The 26,358-nt window shown below is 68.6% G+C and carries 25 protein-coding genes; 12 read left to right on the forward strand and 13 right to left on the reverse strand.

Annotated features, from left to right (window positions below; genetic code table 11):
• Positions 1 to 67: 67 nt before the first annotated feature.
• From VAR608DRAFT_RS00560 to VAR608DRAFT_RS00570, 3 genes are all read right to left on the reverse strand, one after another.
• On the reverse strand, positions 68 to 673 hold the full coding sequence (locus VAR608DRAFT_RS00560; protein WP_157730532.1) for a hypothetical protein: 606 nt from the start codon (positions 671 to 673) through the stop codon (positions 68 to 70).
• 191 nt (positions 674 to 864) lie between these two features.
• Positions 865 to 1,179 (reverse strand): hypothetical protein, encoded by a 315-nt coding sequence (locus VAR608DRAFT_RS00565; protein WP_088952291.1) that lies wholly within the window; start codon positions 1,177 to 1,179, stop codon positions 865 to 867.
• A 47-nt stretch (positions 1,180 to 1,226) separates the two neighbouring features.
• Positions 1,227 to 2,126 (reverse strand): hypothetical protein, encoded by a 900-nt coding sequence (locus VAR608DRAFT_RS00570; RefSeq protein ID WP_157730533.1) that lies wholly within the window; start codon positions 2,124 to 2,126, stop codon positions 1,227 to 1,229.
• Between the two features lie 124 nt (positions 2,127 to 2,250).
• On the opposite strand from VAR608DRAFT_RS00570, the gene VAR608DRAFT_RS00575 reads away from it, so the two are divergent.
• Complete coding sequence (locus VAR608DRAFT_RS00575) at positions 2,251 to 2,634, forward strand: hypothetical protein (RefSeq protein ID WP_088952293.1); 384 nt, start codon at positions 2,251 to 2,253, stop codon at positions 2,632 to 2,634.
• Between the two features lie 12 nt (positions 2,635 to 2,646).
• Here VAR608DRAFT_RS00575 and VAR608DRAFT_RS00580 read toward each other — a convergent pair whose 3' ends face one another.
• From VAR608DRAFT_RS00580 to VAR608DRAFT_RS00590, 3 genes are all read right to left on the reverse strand, one after another.
• Positions 2,647 to 3,228 (reverse strand): hypothetical protein, encoded by a 582-nt coding sequence (locus VAR608DRAFT_RS00580; protein ID WP_088952294.1) that lies wholly within the window; start codon positions 3,226 to 3,228, stop codon positions 2,647 to 2,649.
• Positions 3,229 to 3,319: 91 nt separating this feature from the next.
• On the reverse strand, positions 3,320 to 3,619 hold the full coding sequence (locus tag VAR608DRAFT_RS00585) for a hypothetical protein (RefSeq protein ID WP_088952295.1): 300 nt from the start codon (positions 3,617 to 3,619) through the stop codon (positions 3,320 to 3,322).
• A gap of 188 nt (positions 3,620 to 3,807) precedes the next feature.
• Complete coding sequence (locus tag VAR608DRAFT_RS00590) at positions 3,808 to 5,226, reverse strand: aminotransferase-like domain-containing protein (protein ID WP_088952296.1); 1,419 nt, start codon at positions 5,224 to 5,226, stop codon at positions 3,808 to 3,810.
• Positions 5,227 to 5,388: 162 nt separating this feature from the next.
• On the opposite strand from VAR608DRAFT_RS00590, the gene gabT reads away from it, so the two are divergent.
• The 7 genes from gabT to VAR608DRAFT_RS00625 are packed head-to-tail and all read left to right on the forward strand — an operon-like array spanning position 5,389 to position 13,476.
• The gene (gabT, locus tag VAR608DRAFT_RS00595; RefSeq protein WP_088952297.1) at positions 5,389 to 6,681 is read left to right on the forward strand and encodes a 4-aminobutyrate--2-oxoglutarate transaminase; all 1,293 of its coding nucleotides are present in this window, start codon (positions 5,389 to 5,391) and stop codon (positions 6,679 to 6,681) included.
• A 23-nt stretch (positions 6,682 to 6,704) separates the two neighbouring features.
• On the forward strand, positions 6,705 to 7,799 hold the full coding sequence (locus VAR608DRAFT_RS00600; protein ID WP_088952298.1) for an ABC transporter ATP-binding protein: 1,095 nt from the start codon (positions 6,705 to 6,707) through the stop codon (positions 7,797 to 7,799).
• 49 nt (positions 7,800 to 7,848) lie between these two features.
• Complete coding sequence (locus VAR608DRAFT_RS00605; RefSeq protein WP_088952299.1) at positions 7,849 to 8,877, forward strand: polyamine ABC transporter substrate-binding protein; 1,029 nt, start codon at positions 7,849 to 7,851, stop codon at positions 8,875 to 8,877.
• Positions 8,878 to 8,891: 14 nt separating this feature from the next.
• Positions 8,892 to 10,148, forward strand: a complete 1,257-nt coding sequence (locus VAR608DRAFT_RS00610) for an ABC transporter permease (RefSeq protein WP_088952300.1) — start codon at positions 8,892 to 8,894, stop codon at positions 10,146 to 10,148.
• Positions 10,149 to 10,165: 17 nt separating this feature from the next.
• The gene (locus VAR608DRAFT_RS00615) at positions 10,166 to 10,984 is read left to right on the forward strand and encodes an ABC transporter permease (protein ID WP_088952301.1); all 819 of its coding nucleotides are present in this window, start codon (positions 10,166 to 10,168) and stop codon (positions 10,982 to 10,984) included.
• Between the two features lie 21 nt (positions 10,985 to 11,005).
• Positions 11,006 to 11,959, forward strand: a complete 954-nt coding sequence (speB, locus tag VAR608DRAFT_RS00620) for an agmatinase (protein WP_088952302.1) — start codon at positions 11,006 to 11,008, stop codon at positions 11,957 to 11,959.
• A gap of 38 nt (positions 11,960 to 11,997) precedes the next feature.
• The gene (locus VAR608DRAFT_RS00625) at positions 11,998 to 13,476 is read left to right on the forward strand and encodes an NAD-dependent succinate-semialdehyde dehydrogenase (protein ID WP_088952303.1); all 1,479 of its coding nucleotides are present in this window, start codon (positions 11,998 to 12,000) and stop codon (positions 13,474 to 13,476) included.
• A gap of 29 nt (positions 13,477 to 13,505) precedes the next feature.
• On the opposite strand, the gene VAR608DRAFT_RS00630 is transcribed toward VAR608DRAFT_RS00625, so the two are convergent.
• Genes VAR608DRAFT_RS00630 through VAR608DRAFT_RS00650 form a run of 5 tightly spaced genes read right to left on the reverse strand, consistent with a single transcriptional unit; the run spans position 13,506 to position 20,195 of the window.
• Positions 13,506 to 15,020 carry an efflux transporter outer membrane subunit gene (locus tag VAR608DRAFT_RS00630; RefSeq protein WP_088952304.1) on the reverse strand — a complete coding sequence of 505 codons (1,515 nt, stop codon included), beginning with the start codon at positions 15,018 to 15,020 and terminating at the stop codon, positions 13,506 to 13,508.
• A gap of 23 nt (positions 15,021 to 15,043) precedes the next feature.
• A complete protein-coding gene (locus VAR608DRAFT_RS00635) occupies positions 15,044 to 16,174 on the reverse strand; it encodes an ABC transporter permease (protein ID WP_088952305.1) in 1,131 nt (376 codons plus the stop codon).
• 9 nt (positions 16,175 to 16,183) lie between these two features.
• Entirely contained in the window at positions 16,184 to 17,350 is a 1,167-nt protein-coding gene (locus tag VAR608DRAFT_RS00640) for an ABC transporter permease (RefSeq protein WP_088952306.1), read from the reverse strand.
• The gene (locus VAR608DRAFT_RS00645) at positions 17,347 to 19,140 is read right to left on the reverse strand and encodes an ATP-binding cassette domain-containing protein (protein WP_088952307.1); all 1,794 of its coding nucleotides are present in this window, start codon (positions 19,138 to 19,140) and stop codon (positions 17,347 to 17,349) included. Before VAR608DRAFT_RS00645 ends, VAR608DRAFT_RS00640 begins: the two co-directional genes overlap by 4 nt.
• Entirely contained in the window at positions 19,140 to 20,195 is a 1,056-nt protein-coding gene (locus VAR608DRAFT_RS00650; RefSeq protein ID WP_088952308.1) for an HlyD family efflux transporter periplasmic adaptor subunit, read from the reverse strand. The genes VAR608DRAFT_RS00645 and VAR608DRAFT_RS00650 overlap by 1 nt, the downstream gene beginning before the upstream one ends.
• A 105-nt stretch (positions 20,196 to 20,300) precedes the next feature.
• Here VAR608DRAFT_RS00650 and VAR608DRAFT_RS00655 point away from each other — a divergent pair, with 105 nt between their 5' ends.
• On the forward strand, positions 20,301 to 21,029 hold the full coding sequence (locus tag VAR608DRAFT_RS00655; protein ID WP_088952309.1) for a TetR/AcrR family transcriptional regulator: 729 nt from the start codon (positions 20,301 to 20,303) through the stop codon (positions 21,027 to 21,029).
• On the opposite strand, the gene VAR608DRAFT_RS00660 is transcribed toward VAR608DRAFT_RS00655, so the two are convergent.
• Positions 20,923 to 21,885 carry a LysR substrate-binding domain-containing protein gene (locus VAR608DRAFT_RS00660; protein ID WP_088952310.1) on the reverse strand — a complete coding sequence of 321 codons (963 nt, stop codon included), beginning with the start codon at positions 21,883 to 21,885 and terminating at the stop codon, positions 20,923 to 20,925. The two genes, VAR608DRAFT_RS00655 and VAR608DRAFT_RS00660, sit on opposite strands and share 107 nt — an antisense overlap.
• 186 nt (positions 21,886 to 22,071) lie before the next feature.
• Here VAR608DRAFT_RS00660 and VAR608DRAFT_RS00665 point away from each other — a divergent pair, with 186 nt between their 5' ends.
• From VAR608DRAFT_RS00665 to treF, 3 genes are read left to right on the forward strand one after another with little or no spacing between them, the layout of a single operon-like run.
• Complete coding sequence (locus tag VAR608DRAFT_RS00665) at positions 22,072 to 23,274, forward strand: acyl-CoA dehydrogenase (protein ID WP_088952311.1); 1,203 nt, start codon at positions 22,072 to 22,074, stop codon at positions 23,272 to 23,274.
• Positions 23,274 to 24,521 carry a CaiB/BaiF CoA transferase family protein gene (locus VAR608DRAFT_RS37720; RefSeq protein ID WP_088952312.1) on the forward strand — a complete coding sequence of 416 codons (1,248 nt, stop codon included), beginning with the start codon at positions 23,274 to 23,276 and terminating at the stop codon, positions 24,519 to 24,521. The genes VAR608DRAFT_RS00665 and VAR608DRAFT_RS37720 overlap by 1 nt, the downstream gene beginning before the upstream one ends.
• Positions 24,518 to 26,188: an alpha,alpha-trehalase TreF gene (gene treF, locus VAR608DRAFT_RS00675; RefSeq protein ID WP_088952313.1), complete on the forward strand. Its 1,671-nt coding sequence runs from the start codon at positions 24,518 to 24,520 to the stop codon at positions 26,186 to 26,188. The genes VAR608DRAFT_RS37720 and treF overlap by 4 nt, the downstream gene beginning before the upstream one ends.
• On the opposite strand, the gene VAR608DRAFT_RS00680 is transcribed toward treF, so the two are convergent.
• Positions 26,106 to 26,339 (reverse strand): DUF1127 domain-containing protein, encoded by a 234-nt coding sequence (locus VAR608DRAFT_RS00680; RefSeq protein WP_088952314.1) that lies wholly within the window; start codon positions 26,337 to 26,339, stop codon positions 26,106 to 26,108. The genes treF and VAR608DRAFT_RS00680 overlap by 83 nt on opposite strands.
• Positions 26,340 to 26,358: the final 19 nt, after the last annotated feature.

Below are 26,358 nucleotides of genomic sequence, written 5' to 3' on the forward strand. Positions count from 1 at the left end.
CCGCCCGGCCGCCCGTAGGCGAATCCCGAAGCGCCGCTGCGCGAGGGTAGTCCAATGAGCCGCCCGCTCATTCTGTCTTGCGCCCGCCGCCCGGTCGTCCGCGCCGCGGCAGGAAGCGCCGCAGCCACGCGTTGGCGCGCGGCGTGCGGCCGGCGCTGGCGTCGGCATGCGCCATGCGGCTGCTGAAGATCTCCCATTCCGCCACCAGCGCGGCATTGAGCGCGGCCAGGTTCTCCTGGTTGTACTGCCACGTCGCCGCCACCACGAACTGGCCCGCATGCTCGGGTTCGGGCCGTGGCGTGATCACGATGTTCTCCGCGCCGATGCTCTGCAACAGCGCCGTGCGCGAGCCCGCCAGCCGCATGCGGCCGCCGCAGCCCTCGATGTCGCGGTTCAGCACGAAGCTGATCGTGGTCACGTCCGCGTAGTGCTCCGCGATGTGCACCGAGACCCCGAGCAGCGATACGCGGCCGAAGTTCAGCTTGTGCAGCCGGCGCGATGCCTCGTCCGCCGAGGGCGTGTAGTGCTCCAGGTGGATGCGCGTGCCGCCGAGGCCGAGCGGTACCGGGTCCACCGTGGCCGCATGGAGCTCGCCGAAATGGACGCAGATCGGCTCTCCCGGCGCGCACGGCGTGCCGTCCCGCCCCGAGCAGCGCAACGCGTTGAAGTCCATCGTCACCGCGGCCTGATGGTTATGGTTGCCATGAGGGTCCATTCTCCGGTGGGGGCGCCCGTTTCGATCGGTCGAACAGAGCGGTGTTTTCCCGCCTGTGTGCGCGGCTACTTCGGCGCCCGAGCGCGCCGCGCGGACCTTCCCGCTACGGTGCCATGCGCTCTCGCCACGCCTCTGGGCGTGAAGCCGGCTCAGGCCGGCAGATCGAAGGCTTCGCGGAAGGCCGCGCAGAACGCCGGCGAGCCGCTGATCGACAGCGTCACCGTGCGCCGCTGCGCATTCGCCTCCTCAAGGTCCTGCACGTCCTGCAGGTCGTAGTCCCACTCGCCGCCTTCCTCCACCGCGCCGCGCCGGCCGGCGAAGGCCGCATGTGCCCAGTCGAGCACCTGCGCCACTTCCGCATGCACCGCGGCGAGCCGCTCCGGGCGGACGGTCGCCATGGCATCGAACACGCCGATGCCTTCGGTGTCCTCGCTGTAATCGAAGTCGAGATAGTTCAGGGTCATGCGGCGAAGCTAGCGCAAGTCGGAGTCGAGCCGGAGCGGCTGCCGGCTCACCCCGCCTGCACCGCGGCGAGCCAGAGCTGCGCTCCCTGCTGCGGCGTCGAGGTCCACGTCAGGTTGTAGGTGCCGGCCGCCGCGACCTGCTTCACCGCCACCGCGCATTGCACCAGCGCACCGGCCGCCAGCACCGAATCGATCACCGTGAACCCGCTGTCGGGCAGCGCCGTCTTGTCCCCATCGACGCCTGCATCGCCCCACCACCACGCCACCAGCAGCGCGGCGCCCGTGGTGGTCACGCTGGCGCTCGTCAGCGGCTGCCCGGACAGCACCTCGCGCCACTTCAGGTCGCGCACCCGCCCGCCGCCGGTGACCTCGACCACCGTCAGCGTCACCTCGTCGAGCGGATCCGGCTTTGCCGCCGCGACCGTGTGACTGGCCAGCCCGCGCGCCTTCTCGCAGGCGAACAGCGCCGTCCCCGAGCTGGGATAGAGCGTGTAGGTGTGCGTCGAATCGAGCTGGACGAAGACATTGCCCGCGTTGTCCGTCGGCGTCGCTGCAGCCGCCTGATTGCCACGTCCGATGCAGACCAGCAGGCTGCTTCCGCTCGCGCCCGTGGCGAGGCCCGAAACCGACAGCGCCGCGGCCGACGTGTTCAGGCGGTTGAAGCCGAGCCCATGCGCGCCGAGTGCCGGCGCCGCCAAACCGGGCGACGTTGGCGGAGGAGGCGGCGGTGGGGAACCGGATGAAGGCGGAGAGGGCGCTGGCGAAGGCACGGGCCCCCCCGAGGAGGCGACGAACGCAACCCCGCCGCTGCTGCTCCCTCCGCCGCAGCCCGCGATCGTGGCACCGCCGGATGCCATGCCGGCCGCGACCAGCGCGCAAATGCGCTGCAGCAATTCGCGACGCTCGTTCTGCGGCAGAGGGGCCGCACCGACGGGAGATTCGTTCATGGGGGTCTCCGTTCGCTTCGGCCGCCATTCTGGAAGCAAACCCACGGCTGAGTCGTCCGCAGAAACCTGCAGTGCCGCGGACTCGCGATGCCTGTCCGAGAATGCCCGGACACGCTGCTGCGCCATGCACCTCGACCCCTTCACCCGCGTCAACGACCTGCCGTTCACCGCCTCGAAAGAGGACGTGCAGCGCCTGCACGGCACGCCCCTCAAGACCGGCCGCAACAGCGTCGGCCTGAACGAGCTCGACTACGGATCGGTCATCTACCGCTTCCAGGACTGCGGCCGGCTCGAAGAGGTCACCCTGCAGGCGGCCGTCGTCATCATCGGCCGCCGGTCGATCGGCTTCGATGCGCTCTCGTTCTTCATCCGTGCCGAGGACGAGAGCTGCTTCGAAAGAGCCGGCTTCCTCGTCTCGCCCCGGTTCGGCATCGCCTTCGACCCGACCGAGCCGTTCTGGGTCACGGCGCTGGCCGCGCACTGCCTCGACGAATGGCGCCGCCTGTAGCCCTCTGGCGAACTATCGCGGCGCACCGAGCGCCAGCGGAATCAGCGTCTGCTCGTTGCCGTAGCTGATTTCCAGTTTCACGTTCGCCGTGGCGCGCGGAAGCGCGAACAGCACCGCGCCCTCCTTGGCCGAACGGGCCGGCACCAGCTCGTTGAGATCGCTCTCTGGCGCGACCGGCACGCCATCCAGCATCAGGCGGAACGAGCGATCCCAGAAATTCGCGTCGTAGCTGTTGTTGTTCATCATCCGGATCTGGATCCGCAGCGCATCCTTCTCTGCCGTCTGCGGCGACAGCGTGGCCGACAGCAGCGTGAACGTCGCCGTGTCGAGCTTGTACTCGCGCAATTCGGGCAAGGTCACCGGATGGCTCGCCGGCGCAGCCGCCGCCACCGGCGCGGCCGGAGCCGGCGAGGGCGTCGACGATGACTGCTGCTGTTGAGGCGCCGGCGCCGCAGGCGGCTGCGGCGACCCGATCCAGCCCACCTGCTTGAGCGCCACCAGCAGTCCCGCGAAAGCCGTGGTGGCCGCCGTCAGGCTGGCGATGAGCCCCGGCAAGGTCTGCCACCAGGACTTGGACTTCTCTTCGTCAGCCATGAGGGACCCTTCCTCGATGCCGATGGGCGACGAAGGATTCTCATGCGGGGATGGGCGGCTGTCACTCCGCCCCACGGCTGTACGACGGAGGTCAGAGCGTGCGCCAGATCTCGTCGCGGACCGACCCGGGCACGAAGCAGTCGGTGTACTTGTTGGCGATCTCCCAGAACTTCTGGTCGGCGAAGAGGCGCTGGCTGAGCTCGTCATAGGTCGCGAGGTCCTTGTGCCGCGAAGTCCAGCCGATGCGCTGGGGATTGCCGCCCACCGGCAGCAGCACCTCGACATCGAACCCGTAGGTGTCCTTGATGTGGGCACAGATTTCTTTCGAGAAGGCGAGCATGCTCGCGTTCTTGCCGGGCGCGATGCCGGCGGTGCGGAAGAAGGCAATCATCTGGTATCTCCTTCCGCCGAAGGGAGCGGCGGACTCCGGCACGGGATGTGCCGGGAGGCACTCTGCGCCTTGCGCGCGCAGGAGGTCTTGGGGAAAGCCTGATTGGCAGTCGGCGAGCCGGTCGGCGCCCGGCTCACGGGTGTGACACCCGGCGGTGGCGGCTCGGTGCCGATCGGCTGCTGCCGACGTCATTCACCGCCTTGATGAGCGATGCTGCGCTCCAGGAAGCGCCACAGCCGCTCGTCGTCGCTGAAGGAGACGTTGAAGCGAAGCCAGCCGGTGGGATGGGGGTTGACCAGGAACAGCTGCCCCGGGCCGAGCATGATGCCCTCCAGGGCCGCGCGCCGGGACAGCTCGGCGCTGTCGGCAATGTCCGGGTGACGAGCCCACAGGTACATGCCGGCCGCGGCTTCGTGGAACAGCTCGAAGCCCAGCGCGCTCAGCCGTCGTGCCACGCTGCCATGCGCGTGTGCCAGTCGCTCGCGAAGCGCCTTGAGGTGCTTTCGCCAGCGGCCGTCGGTCACGGTGCCGAAAACCAGCCGCTCGGTGATGTCGGACGAGGTCAGGCCCGAGATCATCTTGAGCTGCGCGAGTTCTTCGAGCAGTTCCGGCTGCGCCACCACGTAGCCGACGCGCAGGTTCGGCGAGATGGTTTTCGAGAAGCTGCTCACGTAGACGACCTGGCGCAACTGCGCGAGGCTTGCGAGCGAAGGACGCATCGAAGCGTCCAGCTCGGCGTAGATGTCGTTCTCCACCAGCGTGAAGTCGTGCGCCTGGGCCAGCTGGAGCAGCTGCACCAGCTGCGGCAGCGTGGCGGTGGAGCAGGTGGGGCTCTGCAGCCGGGGCTGCGTGAAGAAGGCCTTGGGGCGATGCAGCGCGAGCAGCGCCTCCAGCGCGGGCATGTCGTAGCCCGACGGGATGCGCGGCACGCCGATCAGGTTCACACCCAGGAAGCGCAGCATGAACATCAGGTTCGGATAGCCGGGGTCGTCCACCAGCACCGAGTCGCCCGGCTTGAGCAGGCGGCGCGCGATGAGGTCCAGCGCCTGGCTGGAGCCCTGGGTCAGCAGGACCTGGGTGGCATCGACCACGATCTGCTGCTCCGAAAGCGCTTCGGCCGTCGCCATGCGCAGCGCCAGGTGGCCGAACGGCAGGCCGTAGCCGCCGATGTCGGCGCCTTCGGAGGCCAGGTGCCGCAGGCTGCGGCGCATGCCGTCTTCGAACAGCCAGTCGTGCGGCAGCCAGCCGCAGCCGGCCTTGAGCGGCAGGTTCCGGTTCTCGAAGATCTGCTGCAGGTACCAGCGGGCGTCGAAGCGGGGGTCCGCGCGCGGCGCACTGGCCGCACCGGCCGCACCGGCCGCGCCTTCTTCGCTGCGCCGCTTGACGAAGAAGCCCGCATTGGCGCGCGAGACCAGCAGGCCCTGGGCCACCAGCCGGTCGTAGGCCTCGACCACGGTGAAGACGCTGACGCCATGGGCCGCCGCGAAGGCGCGGATCGACGGGAGCTTGGTGTCGGCCTTGAGCTTCTGGGTGCTGATCAGGCCACGCAGTCCTTCCACGATCTGGCTTACCAGGGGGGTCGGCAGTTCGGGGCGAAGGATGAGCATCGATGGGGCCTCGGCAGACCGTTCTGCACCATATGGAGGAAAGTATGTACAGGATACAAGACCAGTACAGTCCGCCGGGCCACCGCTTCCGGTGTACATGGCCGCCGCGATCGGCGAGACCTAAAGTGCCGCCACTCCTACTTCCAGGCACAGGTTGTCCCCATGCAGCGCGAATCCCAAACCAGCAATGCCGTCCTCATGGCCCGCCGCAATGCAGCGGTCGCCCGCGGCGTCGGTCAGGCCCATGAAATCTTCGTCAGCCGCGCCGCGAACGCCGAGCTCTGGGACGTCGAAGGGCGCCGCTACATCGACTTCGCAGGCGGCATCGCGGTGCTCAACACCGGCCATTGCCAGCCGGAGATCAGCGCGGCCGTCAAGGCGCAGGTCGACCTCTACTCGCACACCTGCTTCCAGGTGCTGGCCTACGAGCCCTATGTGGAACTGGCCGAGCGCCTCAACGCGCTGGCGCCGGGCCGCTTCGCGAAGAAGTCGATCTTCCTCAGCACCGGCGCCGAGGCGGTCGAGAACGCCGTCAAGATCGCCCGCGCCTACACCCGGCGCCCGGGCATCATTGCCTTCAACGGCGGCTACCACGGACGCACGGTGATGACGCTGGGCCTGACCGGCAAGGTCGCCCCGTACAAGCTCGGCTTCGGCCCGTTCCCCGGCGAGGTGTTCCATGCGCTGTACCCGAATGCGCTGCACGGCGTGAGCGTGGACGATGCCTTGCACTCGGTCGAGCTGCTGTTGAAGAACGATATCGAGGCCGAGCGCGTGGCAGCCTTCATCCTGGAGCCGGTGCAGGGCGAGGGTGGTTTCTATGTAGCGCCGAATGATTTCATCGAAGGCCTGCGCGCGATCGCGGACCGCCACGGCATCCTGATCATTGCCGACGAGGTGCAGACCGGCGCCGGCCGCACCGGCACCTGGTTCGCGAGCGAGCAATGGCCCGTGGCGCCCGACCTGATCACCACCGCCAAGTCGATGGCGGGCGGCTTCCCGATCTCCGGCGTGGTGGGCCGCGCCGAGGTGATGGACGCGCCCGCGCCCGGCGGCCTGGGCGGCACCTATGCCGGCAGTCCCATCGGCTGCGCCGCGGCACTCGCGGTGTTGAAGGTGTTCGACGACCAGCAGCTGCTGGCGCGCAGCCGGGCGCTGGGCGAGCGGCTCACCGCAGGCCTGGCCCGCATCGCGGCCGATGTGCCCGCCATCGGCGATGTGCGGGGCCTCGGCGCCATGATGGCGATCGAACTGTTCGAAGAGGGCGACACGGCCCGGCCCGATGCCGCGCTGACCCGCCAGGTGGTCGCGGAGGCGGCGCGACGCGGGTTAATCCTGCTGTCATGCGGCACCTATGGCAATGTAATTCGCGTGCTGGTGCCATTGACGGCATCCGATTTGCTTGTCGACGAAGGCCTGGCACTTCTCGCGGAAAGCTTCGCCGCGCTCAGCTGAATGGCCCTTTCTTGAACGCCCCTATGACAGCAGAACCGCTGGTGCGCTTCCGGCGCGTCCAGAAAACCTACGACGGCGAGCACCTGGTGGTGCGCCAGCTCGACCTCGACATTCATCGAGGCGAGTTCCTGAGCCTGCTCGGGCCTTCGGGCTCGGGCAAGACCACCACGCTCATGATGCTGGCCGGCTTCGAGTCGCCGACCTCCGGCGAGATCCTGCTCGACGGCAGGCAGATCAACGGCACGCCGCCGCACAAGCGGCATTTCGGCATGGTGTTCCAGAACTACGCGCTGTTCCCGCACATGAGCGTGGGCCAGAACGTCGCCTATCCGCTCACCGTGCGCAAGGTGTCGAAGGACGAGCAGCAGCGCCGCGTGCAGCGCGCGCTCGACATGGTGCAGCTGCGCGGCATGACCGACCGGCTGCCCGGCCAGCTCTCGGGCGGCCAGCAGCAGCGCGTGGCATTGGCACGCGCGCTGGTGTTCGAGCCCCAGCTGGTGCTGATGGACGAGCCGCTCGGCGCGCTCGACAAGCAGCTGCGCGAGCACATGCAGATCGAGCTCAAGGACCTGCACCGCCAGCTCGGCGTGACCTTCGTCTACGTCACGCACGACCAGGGCGAGGCCCTGACCATGAGCGACCGCGTGGCGGTATTCAACGAAGGCTTCATCCAGCAACTCGATGAGGTGGAGCGCCTGTACGAAGCGCCCGCCAACCGTTTCGTGGCCGGCTTCGTCGGCGACAACACCGTGCTCAAGGGCCAGCTGAGCCGCGGCGGCGAGCAGGCCGAGATGGCGCTGCCCGACGGCCGCGTGCTGGCCGGGCTCAACGTCAACGGTGCTTCCGCGGGCGCGGCCGTCGAGGCCTGCATCCGCCCCGAGCGCGTGGTGCTGCATCGCCGGTCCGGTGCGCCGGGGCCCAACATGCTGGCCGCCGAGGTGGCGCGCGTGATCTATTTCGGCGACCACATGCGGCTGCTCTGCGGTCTCGGCGGCGGCCAGGCCGAGGCGACCGTGAAGCTGCCGCTGGCCAGCCTCGACGGCAGCCCGACGCCGCAGGCCGGCGAAGCAGTGCTGCTCGAATTTCCAACGGCGCATGCGCGCATCTATGCGCTCTGAAGCCGACACGTTTCCCCGCTCCCGTTCACCAACCAGGACTGCAACTGCCATGAAAAAGACACTCCTCGCCTGCACCGTCGCCGCCAGCCTCGCGCTGCCGGCATTCGCCCAGCAGCAGCTCACCGTGGTCAACTTCGGTGGCGCCAACGCCAATGCGCAAAAGAAGGCCTACTACGACCCGTACGAGAAGACCGGCACCAAGATCATCCCGGTCGAATACAACGGCGAGCAGGCCAAGATCAAGGCCATGGTCGAAACCAAGAAGGTCACCTGGGACGTGGTCGAGGTCGAATCGCCCGACGCGGTGCGCGGCTGCGACGAGGGCCTGTTCGAGAAGCTCGACTACTCGAAGATCGGCAACAAGGCCGACTTCCTGCCGGCTGCGGTGACCGATTGCGGCATCGGCCTGTTCGTGTGGTCGACCGTGATGGCCTACAACGGCGACAAGCTCAAGACCGCGCCCGCCAGCTGGGCCGATTTCTGGGACGTCAAGAAGATCCCGGGCAAGCGCGGCATGCGCAAGGGCGCGCGCTACAACCTCGAGTTCGCGCTCATGGCCGACGGCGTGAAGCCGGCCGATGTCTACAAGGTGCTGGCCACCAAGGAAGGTGCCGACCGCGCCTTCAAGAAGCTGACCGAACTCAAGCCCAACATCCAGTGGTGGGAGGCCGGCGCGCAGCCGCCGCAGTTCCTGGTGGCCGGCGACGTGGTGCTGAGCACCGTGTACAACGGCCGCATCGACGCGGCCAACCGCGAAGGCCGCAACCTCAAGATCTTCTGGCCCGGCGGCATCTACGACCTCGACTACTGGGTGATCCCGAAGGGCGCGCCGAACAAGGAGGCCTCGCTGAAGTTCATCCAGTTCGCGATGCAGCCGGCGAACCAGGCGGTCTATGCCCAGAGCATCGCCTACGGTCCCACCAACACCAAGGCGCTGGAGTCGCTCGACAGCAAGGTGCTGGCCGACCTGCCGACCTCGGCGGGCAATGCCAAGGAGGCGCTGCAATTCAGTGTTGCCTTCTGGGCCGACCAGGGTGAGGCGCTCGAAAAGCGCTTCGCCGCCTGGGCCACCCAGTAAGCGGACCAGAGGCCATGCACGCGGCAACGCTCGATCCCCAAGTGCCGGCGCAGCCTTCCCCCGGCGCGCTGCGACGCGCGCTTGCGCGGGCCGAGGCGCGCCGCAAGTGGCGAGCCTTCGCGCTCACGGTGCCGCTTCTGGTATTCCTGCTCTTGACGCTGCTGGTGCCGATCGTGGCGCTGCTGCAGCGCGCGGTCGAGAACCCGGAGGTGGCCAACGCGCTGCCGCGCACCGTGCGCGCGCTCGACGGATGGAGCCGCAAGGAGGCGCCCGCGCCGGCAGCCTATGCAGCCTTCGTGGCCGACCTCGGCCAGTTGCCCGATAGTTCCGACGCCGGCGCCCTGGCGCGCCGCCTCAATACCGAGATCGCGGGCGCCCGCTCGCTCGTGATGGGCACGTTCCGCGCGCTGCCGGTCGCGGGCACGCCGGAAGAAATCAAGGCGCGCATGCTGGAGATCGACCCGCGCTGGGGCGAGGCGCCGTACTGGCAGGCGATCGCCAAGAACGGCTCGCGCTGGACACCCGACTACCTGCTCGCCTCGGTCGACCTGCGGCGCGACGTCGCGGGCGAGGTGGAGCGCATGCCCGCCGATCAGCGCGCCTTCGCCGGCATCCTGCTGCGCACCTTCGAAATCAGTGCCGTGGTCACCGTCTTCTGCCTGTTGCTGGCCTATCCGCTGGCCTGGTGGCTGTCGACCTTGCCGGCGCGCAAGGCCAACGTGCTGATGATCCTGGTGCTGGTGCCTTTCTGGACTTCCATCCTGGTGCGCGTGGCGGCGTGGATCGTGCTGCTGCAGTCCGAGGGCCTGGTCAACCGCGGGCTCATGGGCATCGGCCTGATCGACCAGCCGCTGGCACTGCTGTTCAACCGCACCGGCGTGATCATCGCGATGGTGCACATCCTGCTGCCCTTCATGATCCTGCCGCTCTACAGCGTCATGAAGAGCGTGCCGCCCACCTATCTGCGCGCGGCCGTCTCGCTGGGCAGCCCGCCGCTGGCGGCCTTCTTCCGCGTCTACGTGCCGCAGACCTATCCGGGCATCGGCGCCGGCGCGCTGCTGGTCTTCATCCTGGCGATCGGCTACTACGTGACGCCGGCGCTGCTCGGCGGCGCCGACGACCAGATGCTGAGCTACTACATCGCGCGCTACACCAACGTGGAGATCAACTGGGGCATGGCCTGCGCGCTCGGTGCCGTGCTGCTGACCGCCACGCTGCTGCTCTATGCCGTGTACCGCCGCATCGGCAAGGCCGAACTGAGCCTTGGCTGAAAGCACGAAAGACCTGCATGTTGAAGCTCCCCCAATTTCCGGCCTACGCCACTTTTGCCGACAAGCTCGGCTGGTGGCTGGTGCGCGCAGGCTGCGTCGCGGTGCTGGCCTTCCTGCTGGCGCCGATCCTGGTGGTGATTCCGCTGTCCTTCTCCGACAGCTCCTTTCTGACCTACCCGATCCCGGGCTGGTCGCTGCGCTGGTATCGCAACCTCGTCGAATCGCCGGAATGGGGGCGCGCGGCGCGCAACAGCTTCATCGTGGCGCCTGCCGCCACGGTCATCGCCACCGTCCTCGGCACGCTGGCGGCGGTGGGCCTGTCGCGCACGAGCTTCGCCTTCAAGGGCCTGCTCATGAGCGTGCTGATCTCGCCGATGGTGGTGCCGATCGTGGTGGTGGGCGTGGCCACCTATCTCTACTTCGCGCCCATCGGGCTGGCCGACACCTACATCGGGCTGATCGTGGTGCATGCCGCACTGGGGGCACCCTTCGTGCTGACGACCGTGCTCGCTACCCTGGCCGGCTTCAATCACAACCTGGTGCGCGCATCGCTGAGCCTGGGCGAGACACCGTTTCGGACCTTCATGCGCGTCACGCTGCCGGTGATTGCGCCGGGCGTCATCTCGGGTGCGCTGTTCGCGTTCGCCACCTCGTTCGACGAGGTGGTGGTCACGCTGTTCCTCGCCGGACCGGGCCAGGTCACGCTGCCGCGCCAGATGTTCACCGGCATCCGCGAGAACATCTCGCCCACCATCGCGGCCGTCGCGACGCTTCTGATCATCTTCACCACCAGCCTGCTGCTTGCGCTCGAATGGCTGCGCGGCAGGCGGCGCTGAGCTGCAGACAGGCACCCGGCCATGACCAGTAACACCCATCAGCCCCTGGGCGGCAACGAAATGCCCCGCTTCGGCGGCATCGCGACGATGATGCGGCTGCCGACGGTGGCCGATCCAGCCTCGCTGGACGTGGGCTTCGTGGGCGTGCCGCTCGACCAGGGCACCTCGAATCGCTCCGGAACCCGCTTCGGCCCGCGCCAGATCCGCTGCGAATCGGTGCTGCTGCGGCCCTACAACATGGCGACGCGGGCGGCCCCCTTCGACGCGCTGCGAGTGGCCGATCTCGGCGACGTGGCCATCAATCCCTACAACCTTGCCGATTCCGTCCTTCGGATCGAAAGCGCCTTCGATGCGATCGTGGCTGCGCAATGCAAGCCGATCACGCTCGGCGGCGATCACACGATCACGCTGCCGATCCTGCGTGCGCTGCACAGGCGGCATGGCCGGATCGGCCTGATTCACATCGACGCGCATGCCGACGTCAACGACACGATGTTCGGCGAGAAGATCGCGCATGGCACGACATTTCGCCGCGCGCTCGAGGAGGGCCTGATCGATCCTCTGCGCGTGGCGCAGATCGGCCTGCGCGGCACCGGCTACACGGCCGAGGATTTCGACTGGTGTCGCGATCAGGGCTTTCGCGTCGTGCAGGTCGAGGAATGCTGGGGCCGCTCGCTCGCGCCGCTGGCGGCGGAGCTGCGCGAACGCGTCGGCGGTGGTCCGGTCTATTTCACGCTCGACATCGACGGCATCGACCCGGCGTTCGCGCCCGGGACCGGGACCCCGGAGATCGCCGGCCTGACCGTGCCGCAGACGCTGGAGCTGATTCGCGGCGCCTGGGGCCTGGACCTCGTGGGGGCCGACGTGGTGGAGGTCTCTCCGCCCTACGACCCCTGTGGCACCACCGCGCTGCTTGCGGCCAACCTCGCCTTCGAGCTGCTGTGCGTGATGCCCGGCGTGCCGCGGCGCGATTGACGACCCGGCCGCGGCTTCAAGACAAGGAAAACAAACACATGGACACGAAGACATCTCCCCTCGCGCTTCTCAACGATCCCGCCCTTTTCAGGACCGATGCCCTCATCGATGGCGAATGGGTTGGCGGCAGCAGTCGCTTCGATGTGAACGACCCGGCCACCGGCCGGAAGCTGGCCGACGTGGCCAACCTCACGCGCGCGGACGCCGCTGCCGCCATTGCCGCCGCCGACAGGGCGCTCGCTGCCTGGCGCGGCAAGACCGGCAAGGAGCGCAGCATCGTGCTGCGCAAGTGGTTCGACCTGCTGATCGCCAACACCGAGGACCTGGGCCGCCTGATGACCGCCGAGCAGGGCAAGCCCTTCGCCGAGGCCAAGGGCGAGGTCGCCTATGGCGCGAGCTTCATCGAGTGGTTCGCGGAAGAAGCCAAGCGCGTCAACGGCGAGGTGCTGCCCCAGTTCGACAACAACCGCCGCCTGCTGGTGATGAAGCAGGCCATCGGCGTGTGCGCGGCGATCACGCCGTGGAACTTTCCGTTGGCCATGATCACGCGCAAGGTGGCGCCGGCACTCGCCGCCGGCTGCACGGTGGTCATCAAGCCGGCCGAACTCACGCCGCTGACCGCGCTGGCCGCGGCCGAGCTTGCAGTCCGCGCGGGCATTCCGGCGGGTGTGCTCAACGTCGTCACGGCCGACAGCCGGAACAGCATCGCGATCGGCAAGGAACTGTGCGAGAGCGACGTCGTGCGCCACCTGAGCTTCACCGGTTCCACCGAGGTCGGCCGCATCCTGATGAGCCAGTGCGCGCCGACGGTCAAGAAGCTGTCGCTCGAGCTCGGCGGCAACGCGCCTTTCCTGGTGTTCGACGATGCGGATGTGGATTCGGCCGTCGAAGGCGCCATGGCCAGCAAGTACCGCAACGCCGGCCAGACCTGCGTGTGCGCGAACCGGCTCTATGTGCAGGACGGCATCTACGACAGCTTTGTCCGCAAGTTCGCGGCGAAGGTCAGCGCGCTCAAGGTCGGCAACGGCTTCGAGGACGGCGTGGTGCAGGGCCCGCTGATCGAGGATGCGGCGATCGACAAGGTGCAGCGCCACGTCGACGATGCCGTTGCCAAGGGCGGCAAGGTGCTGGCCGGCGGCCGCAGGATCGAGCGCCAGTTCTTCGAGCCCACGGTGATCGCCGAGGCCACGCCCGACATGCTGTGCGCGCGGGAGGAAACCTTCGGGCCGTTCGCACCGGTCTTTCGCTTCAAGACCGAGCAGGAGGCCATCGACGCAGCGAACAACACGGAGTTCGGCCTGGCGAGCTACTTCTACACCCGCGACATGGGCCGTGTCTTCCGCGTTGCCGAGGCGCTGGAATACGGCATGGTCGGCATCAACGCCGGCGTGATCGCCACCGAGCATGTGCCTTTCGGCGGCGTGAAGCAGTCGGGCCTGGGGCGCGAGGGCTCGCACTACGGCATGGACGACTACGTGGAGATCAAATACCTTTGCCTGGGCGATATCCAGAAGTGAAAGAGAAGCGATAGAGATGCGATCCGGTCTCAGCCGCCCACATCCCTCGCCCCGCCCAAGGCCTTCGAAACCGCCACCAACCCCAACGCCAGGCGACTCGAACTCTCCGTGTAATCCCTCTGCGCCTGCAGCCACGTGCGCTCCGCGTCGAGCTGCACCAGAAAGTCCGTCAACCCATGCTCGTAGCGCACGCGCGCGAGTTGCAGCGCGTCGCGGCTGCTGCGTTCCCTCACGGCCAGTTGCGCATTGCGGCGGCGCTCGGCGGTGTAGGCGCTCAGCGCATCGTCGATCTCGTGCCATGCCTTCAGCACGGTCTGCTGGTAGGCCACGGCAGCTTCCTGCTGCTGCAGTTCGCGCAGTTCCACGGTGGCGCGCCGGCGGCCGTTGTCGAAGATGGGCAGTTGCAGGCTCGGCCCGATCGACCAGGTGCGGCTGCCCCAGTCGCTGAAGCTGTCGCCGTTGACGGCTTCGAGGCCGAACTTCGCGCCGATGGTGACGCGCGGGTAGAGGTCGGCCACGGCGACGCCGACGTTGGCGGTGGCGGCATGCAGCTGGGCTTGCGCCATCTGGATGTCGGGCCGGCGCAGCGCCATGTCCGACGGCACGCCGAGCGAGAGGTCGGGCAGCGTCGCCACTGCCGCCGCGTTGCCTTGCAGCGGCGCGAGTTGCGATTGCAGTGCGCCGGGCCGTTCGCCGAGCAGCAGGGTGATCTGGTTGGAGGCCTGCGCTTCCTGCGCGAGCAGTTGCGGCAGGCGCGCGCGCAGGTCGGCAGCTTGCGCGTTCTGGCGCTCGACGTCGAGGTCGGTGGTGAGTCCGCCATCGGCGCGGGCCTTGACGAGGCCCAGCGTTTCCTCGGCCGCCGCGATGTCCTCGCGCGCGAGCCTGATCTGGCGTTGCACCGAGCGCAGCTCGAAGTAGTGGCGCGCAACCTCGGCCTGCACGCTGAGCTGCACCTGCGCGAGCATGGCTTGCGATGCGGCCATGCCGGCGTCGGCGGATTCGATGGAACGGCTCACGCGGCCCCACAGGTCGAGCTCCCACGAGGCGTCGAAACCGGCCTGGTAGAAGTTGTGCGGCTCGCTCAGGATCTGGAGCAGCTGGGCGCTGTTGGCCGGATTGATGGCGCCGATCAGGCGCGAGGTCTCGCCACTCTCGCTCAGCCGCAGCCGCGAGACGCCCGCGCTGGCGTTGACCTGGATGCCCTTCTGCGATTCGACGATGCCGCGTTGCGCGCGGCTTTGCGCGAAGTGCAGCGCGGCGGTCCGCAGGTCGTGGTTGGCCTCCAGCGCACGGGCTTGCAGCGCATCGAGCACCGGGTCGTTGAACATGCTCCAGTCCTGCGGCGCGGCGCTCGCGGCAGGTGCGGTGCGCTCGGCGTCGGCGAGTTCGGGCGATCCGCCGTGCCATGCCGCGAAGTCGGCCGGGGCTTCGCTGGTCTGCGGCTTGAAATGGGGGCCGACCGCGCAGCCGGTGAGCATCGCGGCCGCGATGAGCGCGGCAACAGCGGCGATGGCGGTGGTGTGCAAGCGTGCGGAGGTCTTCATGTCGTGCCCTTCGATGTGCGGGTTCAGACCAGCCGATGGCGGAACAGCCAGGCGGCCAGCGGCAGCGTGATGGCCGCGATGATGAAAAGCGGAATGAGGTTGTGCCAGACGGTCAGCAGCCCGACGCCTTCGAGGTACACGCGCTGCACGAGGTCGATCGCAAAGCGCAGCGGGTTCGCGAGCGTGGCGATCTGCAGCACTTCGGGCATGTTGCTCACCGGCGTGGTGAGGCCCGACAGCAGCATCATCGGCATGATGATAACGAAGGTGTAGAGCATCGCCTGCTGCATGTTGGCCGACACCGCCGAGATCGACAGGCCGATGCCCACGCTCGCGATGGTGAAGGCCGAGAGCCCGACGTAGAGCGTGACGAGCGAGCCGGCCATCGGCACCCTGAACCACAGCAGCGTGATGAGCAGCACGATGGTGGACTGCACCAGCCCGATGAAGACCGGCGGCAGCGCCTTGCCGATCATGATCTCGGTGGGCGAGAGCGGCGTGACCAGCAACTGGTCGAAGGTGCCTTGCTCGCGCTCGCGCGCCACCGAGAGCGCGGTGAGCAGCAGCGTCTGGATCATGCTGAGCGCGGCGATCATGCCGGGCATGAAGTTCCAGCGCGTCTCCAGGTTGGGGTTGAACCAGGCGCGCGACTCGATGCGCACCGGCGCCTGCAGGCCGCCGTGCTGCCGCCGCCATTCGTCGTTGAACGTGTTGACCACCGAGGCGACGAAGCCTGAAGCCGAGCCCGCGGTGTTGGAGTTGCGCGCGTCGATCACGACCTGGATGGGCGCGTCCTCGCCCGCGTTGAGCTGGCGTTCGAACTCGGGCCCGATCTGGATGACCACGAGCGCGTCCTGCCGGCTGACCAGCGGCCCGATCTGCTCGGGCGAGCTGAGCGTGGCGTGGCGCTTGAAGACGCCGGTGCCGTCGAGCCTGGCGATGAGCGCGCTGGATGCGCCGCTGCGGCTCTGGTCGAGCAGCGCGTAGTCGACATGCGTCAGGTCGTAGGTGGCGGCGTAGCCGAAGAGCAGGCTCTGCATCAGCGCCGGCACGAGGAGGATCACGCGGCTCGACGGGTCCTTGAGGATCGCGAGCAGCTCCTTGCGGCACAGGTGGGCGACGCGCCGCAGGAAGTCGATGAATGAACCGTTCATGGCTTTCCTTCAGTCCAGCTTCTTGCGCGTGACGAAGCGCGCGATGCCGAGGAGCACCACCGCGTACACGAGCAGGATGAGGCAGTTGCGCACGATCAGCGACCACACATTGCCCGCGAGGAACAGCGTGCGGATGAGTTCCATGAAGTAGGTCGCGGGCAGCGCATGCCCGACGATGCGCACGACCGTCGGCACGTTGCGCAGGTCGAAGAGAAAGCCCGACAGCATCAGCGAGGGCAGGAAGCTCGATATCAGCGCGACCTGGCTCGCGAGGAACTGGTTGCGTGTCGCGGAGGAGATGAGCAGGCCGACGCCCACCGCGACCAGCAGGTAGAGCATGGCGGCCACCACCATGACGGCGAGCGATCCGTACATCGGCACTTCGAAGAGGAAGCGCGCGGCCAGCAGGCACAACAGCAGCCCGATCATGCCGATGCCGAAGTAGGGGATGACCTTGGCAAGCAGGATCTCCACCGGCCGCACCGGCGTCACGAACAGCGATTCGAGCGTGCCGCGCTCCCATTCGCGCGCCATCACCAGCGCGGTGAGGAAGGCGCCGACCAAGGTCATGATGAGCACGATCAGTCCCGGCACCAGGTACCAGGTGCTGGTGTTGGCGCTGTTGAACCACAGCCGCTGCTCGATGGTGATCGCGCCGATGCCGGTGCCCTGCGGCGCACCGCCCGCGCGGTCGACGATGCGCTGCGCGTTCTGCGCGAGCGCGCCGGTCGCGTAGCGCAGCACGATGTTGGCCTTGTTCGCATCCGCGCCGTGCACGATCACCTGGATGCTCGCGTCGCCCGCCGCGAGCCGGCGCGAGAAATCGCCCGGCACGCGCACGATGCCGTCCACCTTGCGCTGGTGCATCAGCGCTTCGGCGTCGCGCATCGAAGCCAGCATCACCGGCGAGATGTACGGCGTGAGCTGCAGGCCCGAGACGGCCTGCACCGCGGTGGGCGAGGTGTCCTCGAGCACCACCGCCATCGGCGCGTTCTTCACGTCGAGCGAAAGGCCGTAGCCGAAGATCAGGATCAGGATGATCGGCAGCAGGATGCCGATCGCGATGCTGCTCGGGTCGCGGACGAGCTGGCGCGTTTCCTTGCGCGTGAGCGCGACCAGCCGTTGCCAGAAGCGGCGGTACCTGGCGGCTTGCCCTTGCGGCACGGGATCGGTCATGCGGTCGCTCCCGGCGCCGGCGCGTGATTGGCTTCGCGCGCCTGCATCACGATGTCGATGAAGGCCTGTTCCATGCTGAGCCGGCTGTCCGCTGCGCTGCCGGCCTGCACGCGCACCTGGTGCGGCGTGCCGATGGCGAGGAGCTTGCCTGCGTCCTGGATCACGATGCGGTCGCAGTACTCGGCCTCTTCCATGAAGTGCGTGGTGATGATGACGGTCACGCCCGCTTCGGCGAGCGCGGTGATGCGCCGCCAGAACTCGCGCCGCGCGAGCGGATCGGTGCCGCTGGTGGGCTCGTCGAGGAACAGGATCTCCGGCTCGTGCAGCAGGCCGGTCGCCATCGCGAGACGCTGCTTGAAGCCGCCGGGGAGCTGGCCGCTGGTGGCGTGTTCCTGGCCGACGAGGTCGAACTGATGCAGCACCGTTTGCATGCGCTCGTGCAGCCGGTCGCCGCGCAGGCCGTAGGCGCCGCCGAAGAAGTTCAGGTTCTCCGCGACGGTGAGGTTGCCGTACAGCGCGAACTTCTGCGAGACGTAGCCGATCTTGCTGCGCGCGTGGGCGCGCGCGGTGCGCAGGTTCACGCCGGCCACCTGCAGGAAGCCGCTGCTCGCGGGCAGCAGTCCGCAGAGCATGCGGAAGGTGGTCGTCTTGCCCGCACCGTTGGGCCCGAGCAGGCCGAAGATCTCGCCGCGCCGCACATCGAAGCTGGTGCTCGCGACGGCGGTGAAGTCGCCGAACTTGCGCACCAGGTCCTTGACCTCGATGACGACGTCGTGCTTCGCGTCGCCGTTGGGCGTGCCGGGTGTCGTGGCCGCAGCTTGCGGCGCCGCGGCCTTTGCCTTGGCCCGCTGCGCGCGCAGCAGCACCATGAAACCGTCCTCGAGGCGCGCCGGAACGGATTCGACCGGCGCGCCTTCGAGCAAGGCATCGACCGCATCCGCATTCGCATCGGGCCGGCGGACGAAGCGCACCTCGCCGCCCTGCGGCACCGCATCGATGATCGAAGCCGGCGCATCGAGCAGCTTCGCCTGCAAGGTGCGCGGGGCCGTGCCCTTCGGCGGCGTGGCGATGAAGCAGAGGTCCCTCGCGTTGTCGCGGATCTCGGCCGGCGCACCCTGTGCGATGAGCTTGCCGCCCTGCAGCACGAACACCTGCGCGCAGCGCTCGGCCTCGTCGAGGTAGGCGGTGCTCACGATCACCGAGAGATGTTCCTCATCGACGAGCTGCTGCACGATCTCCCACAGCTCGCGCCGCGAGAGCGGATCGACGCCGACCGTGGGCTCGTCGAGCAGCAGCAACGCCGGCGAGCGCACCAGCGTGCAGGCGAGGCCGAGCTTCTGCTTCATGCCGCCGGAGAGCTTGCCCGCGGGGCGGTCGGTGAAGCGCCCGAGGTCGGTCATCTCCATCAGCCGCGCGTAGCGATCGCGGCGCGCCGACTTGCCCACGCCGTGCAGGTCGGCATAGAGGTCGAGGTTTTCCTGCACGCTCAGGTCTTCGTAGAGACCGAAGCGCTGCGGCATGTAGCTGATGCGGTCCTGCACCGATTGCGGGTCTTTCGCGACATCGATGCCGAGCACGCTGAGCGAGCCTTCGTCCGCGCTCATCAAGCCGGCGGTGAGGCGCAGCAGCGTGGTCTTGCCCGCGCCGTCGGGCCCGACCAGCGCGGTGAGCCTGCCGGCCGGCACTTCGAGCGTCACGTCGTCGAGCGCGCGGGTCGGCTCGGCGACGCCCTTGATCTGGAAGCGCTTGTGCAGGCCGCGGCCCGCGAGCGCCGGCGCGGCGGCGGACATCAGGGCTTGCTCCCGGCGATCGCCGCGTTGGGGGTGTTGCTGGCGGCGCCTGCGGCGTTGCCATCGAGCGCGATGCGCACCGTCACCGGCATGCCGAGCCGCAGCCGGTCCTCGGGGTCGTCGGCGAGCACGCGGATCTCGTAGACCAGGCTGCTGCGCAATTCCTCGGTCTGCACGGTCTTGGGGGTGAATTCCGCGACCGACGAGATGTAGCCGACCCGGCCGGTGAGCGGCTGGCTCGGATGGCTGTCGGTGTGCAGCGTGGCCGCCATGCCGGGCCTCACGCGCCCGAGGTCCGCTTCGGTCACGTAGGCGCGCACCCATTTGGGATCGGTGATCGCGAGCGTGAACACCGGCCGCTGCGGCGAGGCCATGTCGCCGGGCTCCATCAGCCGTGCGCGCACCACCGCGTTGATCGGCGCCCGCAGCTGCGCCTGGTCCAACTGGTGCTTGAGAACCGCGAGCGATGCGACCGCCACGTCGAGCTGCGCCTGGGCCTGCGCGATGTCTTCCTTGCGCGGGCCGGTGACGACGAGCTGCTGCGCCTTGCGCGCGTTCTCCAGTTGCGCCAGCGCCATCTTGTGGCGCGCCTGCGCGGCATCGAGGTCCTGCTGGCTCACCGCGCGCCCGGCGGTGGTCTGGCGGATCGATTGAAGCCGCTCGAGCTGCTGCCGTGCGAGCTCGGCATCGGCCTGCGCCGCCGCAACCTGCGCACGCGACTGCGCGATCTCTTCTGGGCGGCTGCCGGTCTTGAGCTTCTGCAGCACCTGCTCCTGCACCGCGATCTGCGCCTCGGACTGGGCGATCTGCAGTTCCAGCGTGCGCGTGTCGAGCTCGCCGAGCACCTGGCCGGCGCTGACGCGATCGCCTTCCTGCACGTTGAGCCTGCCGATGCGCTCCGCGCCGTTGAAGGCGAGCGACACCTGGCGCAGATCGACATTGCCGTAGAGCACCAGCTCGTGCGGGTTGGCGGGCTGGCGGTTGAAGAACCATGCCGCGAGCGCGGCTGCTGCCACGAGAACGATGGCCCCGAGGATGATCGGCTTCTTGTTCATGGTCTCTCTCTCTGCACGGATGACGCGGCGATGTCGATGAAGTAGACTGATGATATCGAATTTGAATTCAAATTCAAATTAAGAATTTGTGTCCAAGGATGACCGATGGCAGTCACAGCAAGAAGGAAATCTCCCACGCCTGCCCGCCGGGCGCAACGGCCGGATGGCGATGCGACGCGCCTGCACCTCATCGAGACGGCCGGGCAGGTCTTCGCCGAACGCGGCCTGGCCGAGGCCACGAGCAAGGAGATCTGCGAACGCGCGGGCGTGCCGCTCGCGTCGGTCAACTATCACTTCGGCAGCCGCGACGGTCTCTACGAAGCGGTGCTGATCGCGGCGCACCAGCAGTTGATCGGCCTCGAGGAGCTGGTGGCGCTGGTCCAGGGCACCGAGGATCCCGAGACCCGGCTGCGCACGGTGTTGACGCACTTCGTGCGCTTCGCTACGAACGCGAATCCGCCCTGGGGCTTTCGTGTCGTGCTGCGCGAGATCATGAATCCCTCCGCCGCGATGCCTGCACTGATCGAGAAGGCGGTGCGGCCCAAGTCCCAGTTCATGCGCGCTCTGGTGAGCGAGGTGATGGGGCTGCCGCCCGAGCACCCGAGCGCCCAGCGCGGCGTGGTCTTCGCGCTGCTGCCATGCCTCGCGATCATGATCATCCCGAGGGAAGTCCCGGCCAGGCTGCTGCCGGCGCTCGGCAAGGACAGCGAGGGCCTCGCCGAGGAACTCATGCGCTACGTGATGGCGGGACTGGCCGCGATGGCGAGCGCGCAGAAGCCGGCTGCGAAACCGGCGCGCTCGCCTGCGCGAGCAGCCAGACGCGAAAAAGCGTGAGCGCCGGGCGCTCGTCGTCGACGGCGGGCGTCACGAGGTAGTAGCTGCGTTCGCCGCGCAGGGGGCGGTCGCAGGCGATGACGAGCTCGCCGCGCGCGATCTCGTTCCGGATGGCCAGCGTCGGCATCAGCGCCACCCCGAGCCCGTGCGCGGCGGCGATGGCGATCATCGAGAACAGCTCGTAGCGCGGCCCGCTGTGGGCGCGCGGCGCATCGACGCCCTGGGCGTCGAACCACTGCCGCCAGCCCTCGGGCCGGGTGCTCTGCTGCAAGAGCGGCATGCGCGCGATCGCGGCCGGCGAGAGCGCCTTGCGGCCGGCCAGCAGCGCCGGGCTGCACACCGGGATCACGTCTTCCTCGATGAGCACGGTCGATTTCGTGCCGGCCCAGTTGGCGGTCTGCGCGGCGGTGCCGGCGTAGATCGCGGCATCGAATGGCGTGTCGTTGAAGAGGAAGGGCCGCGTGCGCGTCTCGATGTGCACCGTGATGTCCGGATGCTTCGCCGCGAAATCCGGCAGGCGCGGAATGAGCCAGCGCGTCGCGAAGGTGGGCACCGCCGCGAGCTGCAGCGAGCCGCCCTGGCCCTGCCGCGCCATCGCGTCGAGCGTATCGCGCTCCATGGTGTCGAGCTGGCGCGCGATCTGGCGCGCATAGTCGGCGCCGGCCGGCGTCAGCGCGACACCGTGCCGGGTGCGGCGGAAGAGGGCGATGCCGAGGAAGTCCTCCAGCGCGGTGATCTGGCGCGACACCGCGCTCTGCGTGAGCGCGAGTTCCTGCGCCGCGCGCGTGTAGCTCTCGTGGCGCGCGGCGGCCTCGAAGCAGACGAGCGACTGGGTGGAAGGGATCTTGCGGCGCATGGTATGCGAAGGCTACATAGTTGAACGGCGGGCTGGGCCAATGGAACGCCTCGGTCGCATTGTGCTCTGACGTGCGCAGAACGCATAACTGGGTGTCGAATCATCGTTTGCGCTCGCCCCGCGGCGCGCTTACGATGACAGCCGATTCAGTCCTTCTGCACTCACTTTCCCCCCGGAGACTCTCAAATGGCCATCAAGAACGCCCCTTTCCAATGGGACGACGCCCTCCTGCTCGATCAGCAGCTCACCGACGAAGAGCGCATGGTGCGCGACGCCGCCAATGCCTACTGCCAGGAGCGCCTCGCGCCGCGCGTGCTCGAAGGTTTCCGCAAGGGTGAGACCGACCCGGCCGTCTTCCGCGAGATGGGCGCCCTCGGCCTCCTGGGCCCGACGATTCCCGAGCAATACGGCGGCCCCGGCCTCAACTACGTCTGCTATGGCCTCATCGCGCGCGAGGTCGAGCGCGTCGATTCGGGCTTCCGTTCGATGGCCAGCGTGCAGAGCTCGCTGGTGATGGTGCCGATCAACGAATTCGGCACCGAGGCGCAGAAGCAGAAGTACCTGCCCAAGCTCGCCACCGGCGAATGGATCGGCTGCTTCGGCCTCACCGAGCCCGACCACGGCTCCGACCCCGGCAGCATGGTCACCCGCGCGAAGAAGGTGCCGGGCGGCTACGCGCTCACCGGCAACAAGATGTGGATCAGCAACAGCCCGATCGCCGACGTGTTCGTGGTCTGGGCCAAGGAAGTCACCGAAGGCGGCACCGTCGGCCCGATCCGCGGCTTCGTGCTCGAAAAGGGCATGAAGGGCCTGAGCGCGCCGGCGATCCACGGCAAGGTCGGCCTGCGCGCCTCGATCACCGGCGAGATCGTCATGGACAACGTGTTCTGCCCCGAAGAGAACGCCTTCCCCGAAGTGCGCGGCCTCAAGGGCCCGTTCACCTGCCTCAACAGCGCGCGCTACGGCATCTCGTGGGGCGCGCTCGGCGCGGCGGAAGACTGCTGGCACCGTGCCCGCACCTACACGATGGAGCGCAAGCAGTTCGGCCGCCCGCTGGCGGCCAACCAGCTCATCCAGAAGAAGCTCGCCGACATGCAGACCGAGATCACGCTGGGCCTGCAAGGGTGCCTGCGCCTCGGCCGCATGAAGGACGAAGGCACCGCCTCGGTCGAAGTCACTTCGCTGCTCAAGCGCAACTCGTGCGGCAAGGCGCTGGACATCGCGCGCCTGGCCCGCGACATGATGGGCGGCAACGGCATCAGCGACGAGTTCGGCGTGGCGCGCCATCTGGTCAACCTCGAGGTGGTCAACACCTACGAGGGCACGCACGACATCCACGCGCTGATCCTCGGCCGCGCACAAACGGGCATCGCTGCCTTCGCCAACTGATGAGCGCACAGGCCGCAACGCAGGGCGCCCTCGCGGGCATCAAGGTTCTCGATCTGTCCCGCGTGCTCGCGGGGCCGTGGTGCACCCAGATCCTCGCGGACCTGGGCGCCGACGTGGTCAAGATCGAGCGCCCCGGCGTGGGCGACGACACGCGCACCTGGGGCCCGCCCTTCCTGAAGGACGCCGAGGGGAACGACACGAACCAGGCGGTCTACTTCACCGCCTGCAACCGCAACAAGCGTTCGGTCACCATCGACATGGCCACCCCCGACGGGCAGGCGCTGCTCAGGCAGATGGCGGCAGAGAGCGACATCGTGGTCGAGAACTTCAAGACCGGCGGGCTCAAGCAGTACGGGCTCGACCACGAGAGCCTGCGCGAGCTCAACCCGCGCCTCATCTACTGCAGCGTGACCGGTTTCGGCCACGACGGCCCGCACGCAAACCGCGCCGGCTACGACCTGATGATCCAGGCCACCACCGGCATGATGAGCATCACCGGCCGCCCCGACGACGTGCCCGGCGGCGGGCCGCTGCGCGTGGGCGTGGCGCTGACCGACCTCTTCACCGGCGTGTACGCGAGCACCGCGATCCTCGCCGCCCTCGAAGTGCGCCATCGCACGGGCGAAGGCCAGCACATCGACATGGCGCTGCTCGACGTCGGCATGGCGATCCTCGCGAACCAGGCGAGCGCCTTCCTCAACACCGGCGTCGCGCCCCGGCGGCAGGGCAACACGCACCCGAGCCTCGCGCCCTACCAGGACTTCCACACGAAGGACGGTTCGATGCTGCTGGCCATCGGCAACAACGGCCAATTCGCGCGCTTCTGCGAGGCGGCGGGCCATCCCGAGTGGGCGGCCGATCCGCGCTTCGCGACCAACCCGCTGCGGGTGCGGCACCGCGAAGTGCTGATCCCGCAGATGGAGGAAATCACGCGCACCCGCACCACCGCCGACTGGATCGCGCTGCTCGAGGACAAGGCCGTGCCCTGCGGCCCGATCAACGACATCGGCCAGGCCTTCGACGACGAGCAGGTCAAGGCACGCGGCCTCGCCGTGACCTTGCCGCGCAACGCGGGCGACGGCATCGAGAGCATCACCGGCGTGGCGAGCCCCCTGCGGCTCCAGTCCACGCCGCCGGTGCTGCGCAACGCGCCGCCGGCGCTCGGGCAGCACACCGACGAAGTGCTGGCCGAGCTCGGCATCGACCCGCAACGGCGCGCCGCCTTGCGCGACGCGGGCGTGGTGTGACGCAAGCGGGCACGGCCGGCGCGCAGCGCTCCACGCGCGCCGCCGCCGCGCCCGCACCCGACACGCTCACGCCGGCGGACCGCTACGAGGAGCTCTTCACCGCGGTCCAGACCAACCACGTCTTCGGCGACAGCAAGACCTTCGTCGACTGCGCGCCGCGCGCGGAGCCCGCGGACATCCTCGCCGCCTATCGCGCGCAATCGGGTCAGGCCGGCTTCGATCTCGCAGCCTTCGTGCGCCGGCATTTCGACGTGATCGAGCAGCCCCGTAGCGACTACGTGTCGGTGCCCGGCCAGCCGATCGCCGCGCACATCGATGATCTCTGGCAGGTGCTCACGCGGCACCCGGCGTCGCATCCGCCGCGCTCGTCGCTGCTGCAACTGCCGCGCGCTTACCTCGTGCCGGGCGGGCGCTTCCGCGAGATCTACTACTGGGATTCGTACTTCAGCATGCTGGGCCTGATCGCGGCGCACCAGGCCCCGCTGATCCGCGACCAGGTGGAGAACTTCGCCTACCTCATCGACACCTACGGCCATGTGCCGAACGGCAATCGCAGCTACTACCTGAGCCGTTCCCAGCCGCCGGTCTTCGCGCTCATGGTCGAGCTGGCAGGGCAGCGCGGCGTGCTCGACGAGGCCGGCTGCCTGCCGCAGCTTCGCAAGGAACATGCGTTCTGGATGGCCGGTGCCGACGGCCTGGCCGCCGGGCAGGCCAGCCGCCGCGTGGTGCGGCTGCCGGGCGGCGCGCTGCTGAACCGCTACTGGGACGAGCGCGACACGCCGCGCGAGGAGTCATGGATCGAGGACGTGACGACTGCGCAGTCCTGCGGGCGTGATCCCGCCGAGGTCTATCGCGACATCCGCGCGGCTTGCGAATCGGGCTGGGACTTCAGCACCCGCTGGCTGCGCTCGCCGCCGATCCGCACCGAGCAGCGCAGCCGGGAGCACGTGCGGGCCGGCACCGCGCCGTCGCTGGCGAGCATCTGCACCACGGACATTCTGCCGGTGGACCTCAACGCCCTCATCTACAAGCTCGAAACGAAGATCGCCGCGCTGTCGAAGCAGTCGGGCGACACGGCCACCGCCGCGGACTTCACCGAAAGGGCCCAGGCGCGCAAGGCGGCCATGACGGCGCTCTTCTGGGATGACGCGCACGGCGCCTATTTCGACTACGACTGGCGCTTCGGCCAACGGCGCGATTGCCTCACGGCGGCCTGCGTGACGCCATTGTTCGTCGGTGCGGCGGAGCCGGCGCATGCGCAGGCGCTCGCGGCAACCGTGGCGAACCGGATGCTGGCGCCAGGCGGGCTCTCGACCACCGAGTGCGGGAGCGACCAGCAGTGGGACCGGCCCAACGGCTGGGCCGCGCTGCAATGGATGGCGGTGCGCGGATTCGCCGACCATGGCTGCCACGACCTTTCGCGGACCATCTCGCATCGCTGGCTCGCGACCGTGGCCGCGCTCTACGAGCGCGAAGGCAAGCTGGTCGAGAAGTACGCGCTGCGCCGCGTGGAACACGATGACACCCGCGGCGGCCACGGCGGCGAATACCCGCTGCAGGACGGCTTCGGCTGGACCAACGGCGTCACCGCGGCCTTGCTGGCCGAGCATCCGCAGCACACCGCGTGCAGCTGCACGGCGCACTCGACTGCGCCGCTGCATCGCTGAAGAGCGCCGGGATCTCGCTGCGGCCCACGCCCAGGTCGCGCAGCTCGTGCTCGCTCATCGCGCGCAGCAGGCGATGGTCGTGCCGCGCGCGGCGCGCGTTGCGGATCGTCGCCAGGACGATGGTGAAGAAAGCGGGCTTGGGCGGTTGCATGAAAGGCTCCTCGGATGGA

It is taken from the genome of Variovorax sp. HW608 (assembly GCF_900090195.1).
Lineage (GTDB): Bacteria > Pseudomonadota > Gammaproteobacteria > Burkholderiales > Burkholderiaceae_C > Variovorax.

Excerpts from the sequence above, each read along its gene's own strand:
- VAR608DRAFT_RS00570 (WP_157730533.1), bottom strand. The coding sequence starts at position 2,126 with ATGAACGAATCTCCCGTCGGTGCGGCCCCTCTGCCGCAGAACGAGCGT.
- VAR608DRAFT_RS00635 (WP_088952305.1), bottom strand. The coding sequence starts at position 16,174 with ATGAACGGTTCATTCATCGACTTCCTGCGGCGCGTCGCCCACCTGTGC.
- VAR608DRAFT_RS00625 (WP_088952303.1), top strand. The coding sequence starts at position 11,998 with ATGGACACGAAGACATCTCCCCTCGCGCTTCTCAACGATCCCGCCCTT.
- VAR608DRAFT_RS00680 (WP_088952314.1), bottom strand. The coding sequence starts at position 26,339 with ATGCAACCGCCCAAGCCCGCTTTCTTCACCATCGTCCTGGCGACGATC.
- VAR608DRAFT_RS00660 (WP_088952310.1), bottom strand. The coding sequence starts at position 21,885 with ATGCGCCGCAAGATCCCTTCCACCCAGTCGCTCGTCTGCTTCGAGGCC.
- VAR608DRAFT_RS00615 (WP_088952301.1), top strand. The coding sequence starts at position 10,166 with ATGTTGAAGCTCCCCCAATTTCCGGCCTACGCCACTTTTGCCGACAAG.
- speB (WP_088952302.1), top strand. The coding sequence starts at position 11,006 with ATGACCAGTAACACCCATCAGCCCCTGGGCGGCAACGAAATGCCCCGC.
- VAR608DRAFT_RS00590 (WP_088952296.1), bottom strand. The coding sequence starts at position 5,226 with ATGCTCATCCTTCGCCCCGAACTGCCGACCCCCCTGGTAAGCCAGATC.
- VAR608DRAFT_RS00560 (WP_157730532.1), bottom strand. The coding sequence starts at position 673 with ATGGACTTCAACGCGTTGCGCTGCTCGGGGCGGGACGGCACGCCGTGC.
- VAR608DRAFT_RS00600 (WP_088952298.1), top strand. The coding sequence starts at position 6,705 with ATGACAGCAGAACCGCTGGTGCGCTTCCGGCGCGTCCAGAAAACCTAC.
- gabT (WP_088952297.1), top strand. The coding sequence starts at position 5,389 with ATGCAGCGCGAATCCCAAACCAGCAATGCCGTCCTCATGGCCCGCCGC.
- VAR608DRAFT_RS00605 (WP_088952299.1), top strand. The coding sequence starts at position 7,849 with ATGAAAAAGACACTCCTCGCCTGCACCGTCGCCGCCAGCCTCGCGCTG.
- VAR608DRAFT_RS00565 (WP_088952291.1), bottom strand. The coding sequence starts at position 1,179 with ATGACCCTGAACTATCTCGACTTCGATTACAGCGAGGACACCGAAGGC.
- VAR608DRAFT_RS00630 (WP_088952304.1), bottom strand. The coding sequence starts at position 15,020 with ATGAAGACCTCCGCACGCTTGCACACCACCGCCATCGCCGCTGTTGCC.
- VAR608DRAFT_RS00650 (WP_088952308.1), bottom strand. The coding sequence starts at position 20,195 with ATGAACAAGAAGCCGATCATCCTCGGGGCCATCGTTCTCGTGGCAGCA.
- VAR608DRAFT_RS00585 (WP_088952295.1), bottom strand. The coding sequence starts at position 3,619 with ATGATTGCCTTCTTCCGCACCGCCGGCATCGCGCCCGGCAAGAACGCG.
- VAR608DRAFT_RS00645 (WP_088952307.1), bottom strand. The coding sequence starts at position 19,140 with ATGTCCGCCGCCGCGCCGGCGCTCGCGGGCCGCGGCCTGCACAAGCGC.
- VAR608DRAFT_RS37720 (WP_088952312.1), top strand. The coding sequence starts at position 23,274 with ATGAGCGCACAGGCCGCAACGCAGGGCGCCCTCGCGGGCATCAAGGTT.
- VAR608DRAFT_RS00640 (WP_088952306.1), bottom strand. The coding sequence starts at position 17,350 with ATGACCGATCCCGTGCCGCAAGGGCAAGCCGCCAGGTACCGCCGCTTC.
- VAR608DRAFT_RS00655 (WP_088952309.1), top strand. The coding sequence starts at position 20,301 with ATGGCAGTCACAGCAAGAAGGAAATCTCCCACGCCTGCCCGCCGGGCG.
- VAR608DRAFT_RS00610 (WP_088952300.1), top strand. The coding sequence starts at position 8,892 with ATGCACGCGGCAACGCTCGATCCCCAAGTGCCGGCGCAGCCTTCCCCC.
- VAR608DRAFT_RS00665 (WP_088952311.1), top strand. The coding sequence starts at position 22,072 with ATGGCCATCAAGAACGCCCCTTTCCAATGGGACGACGCCCTCCTGCTC.
- VAR608DRAFT_RS00575 (WP_088952293.1), top strand. The coding sequence starts at position 2,251 with ATGCACCTCGACCCCTTCACCCGCGTCAACGACCTGCCGTTCACCGCC.
- VAR608DRAFT_RS00580 (WP_088952294.1), bottom strand. The coding sequence starts at position 3,228 with ATGGCTGACGAAGAGAAGTCCAAGTCCTGGTGGCAGACCTTGCCGGGG.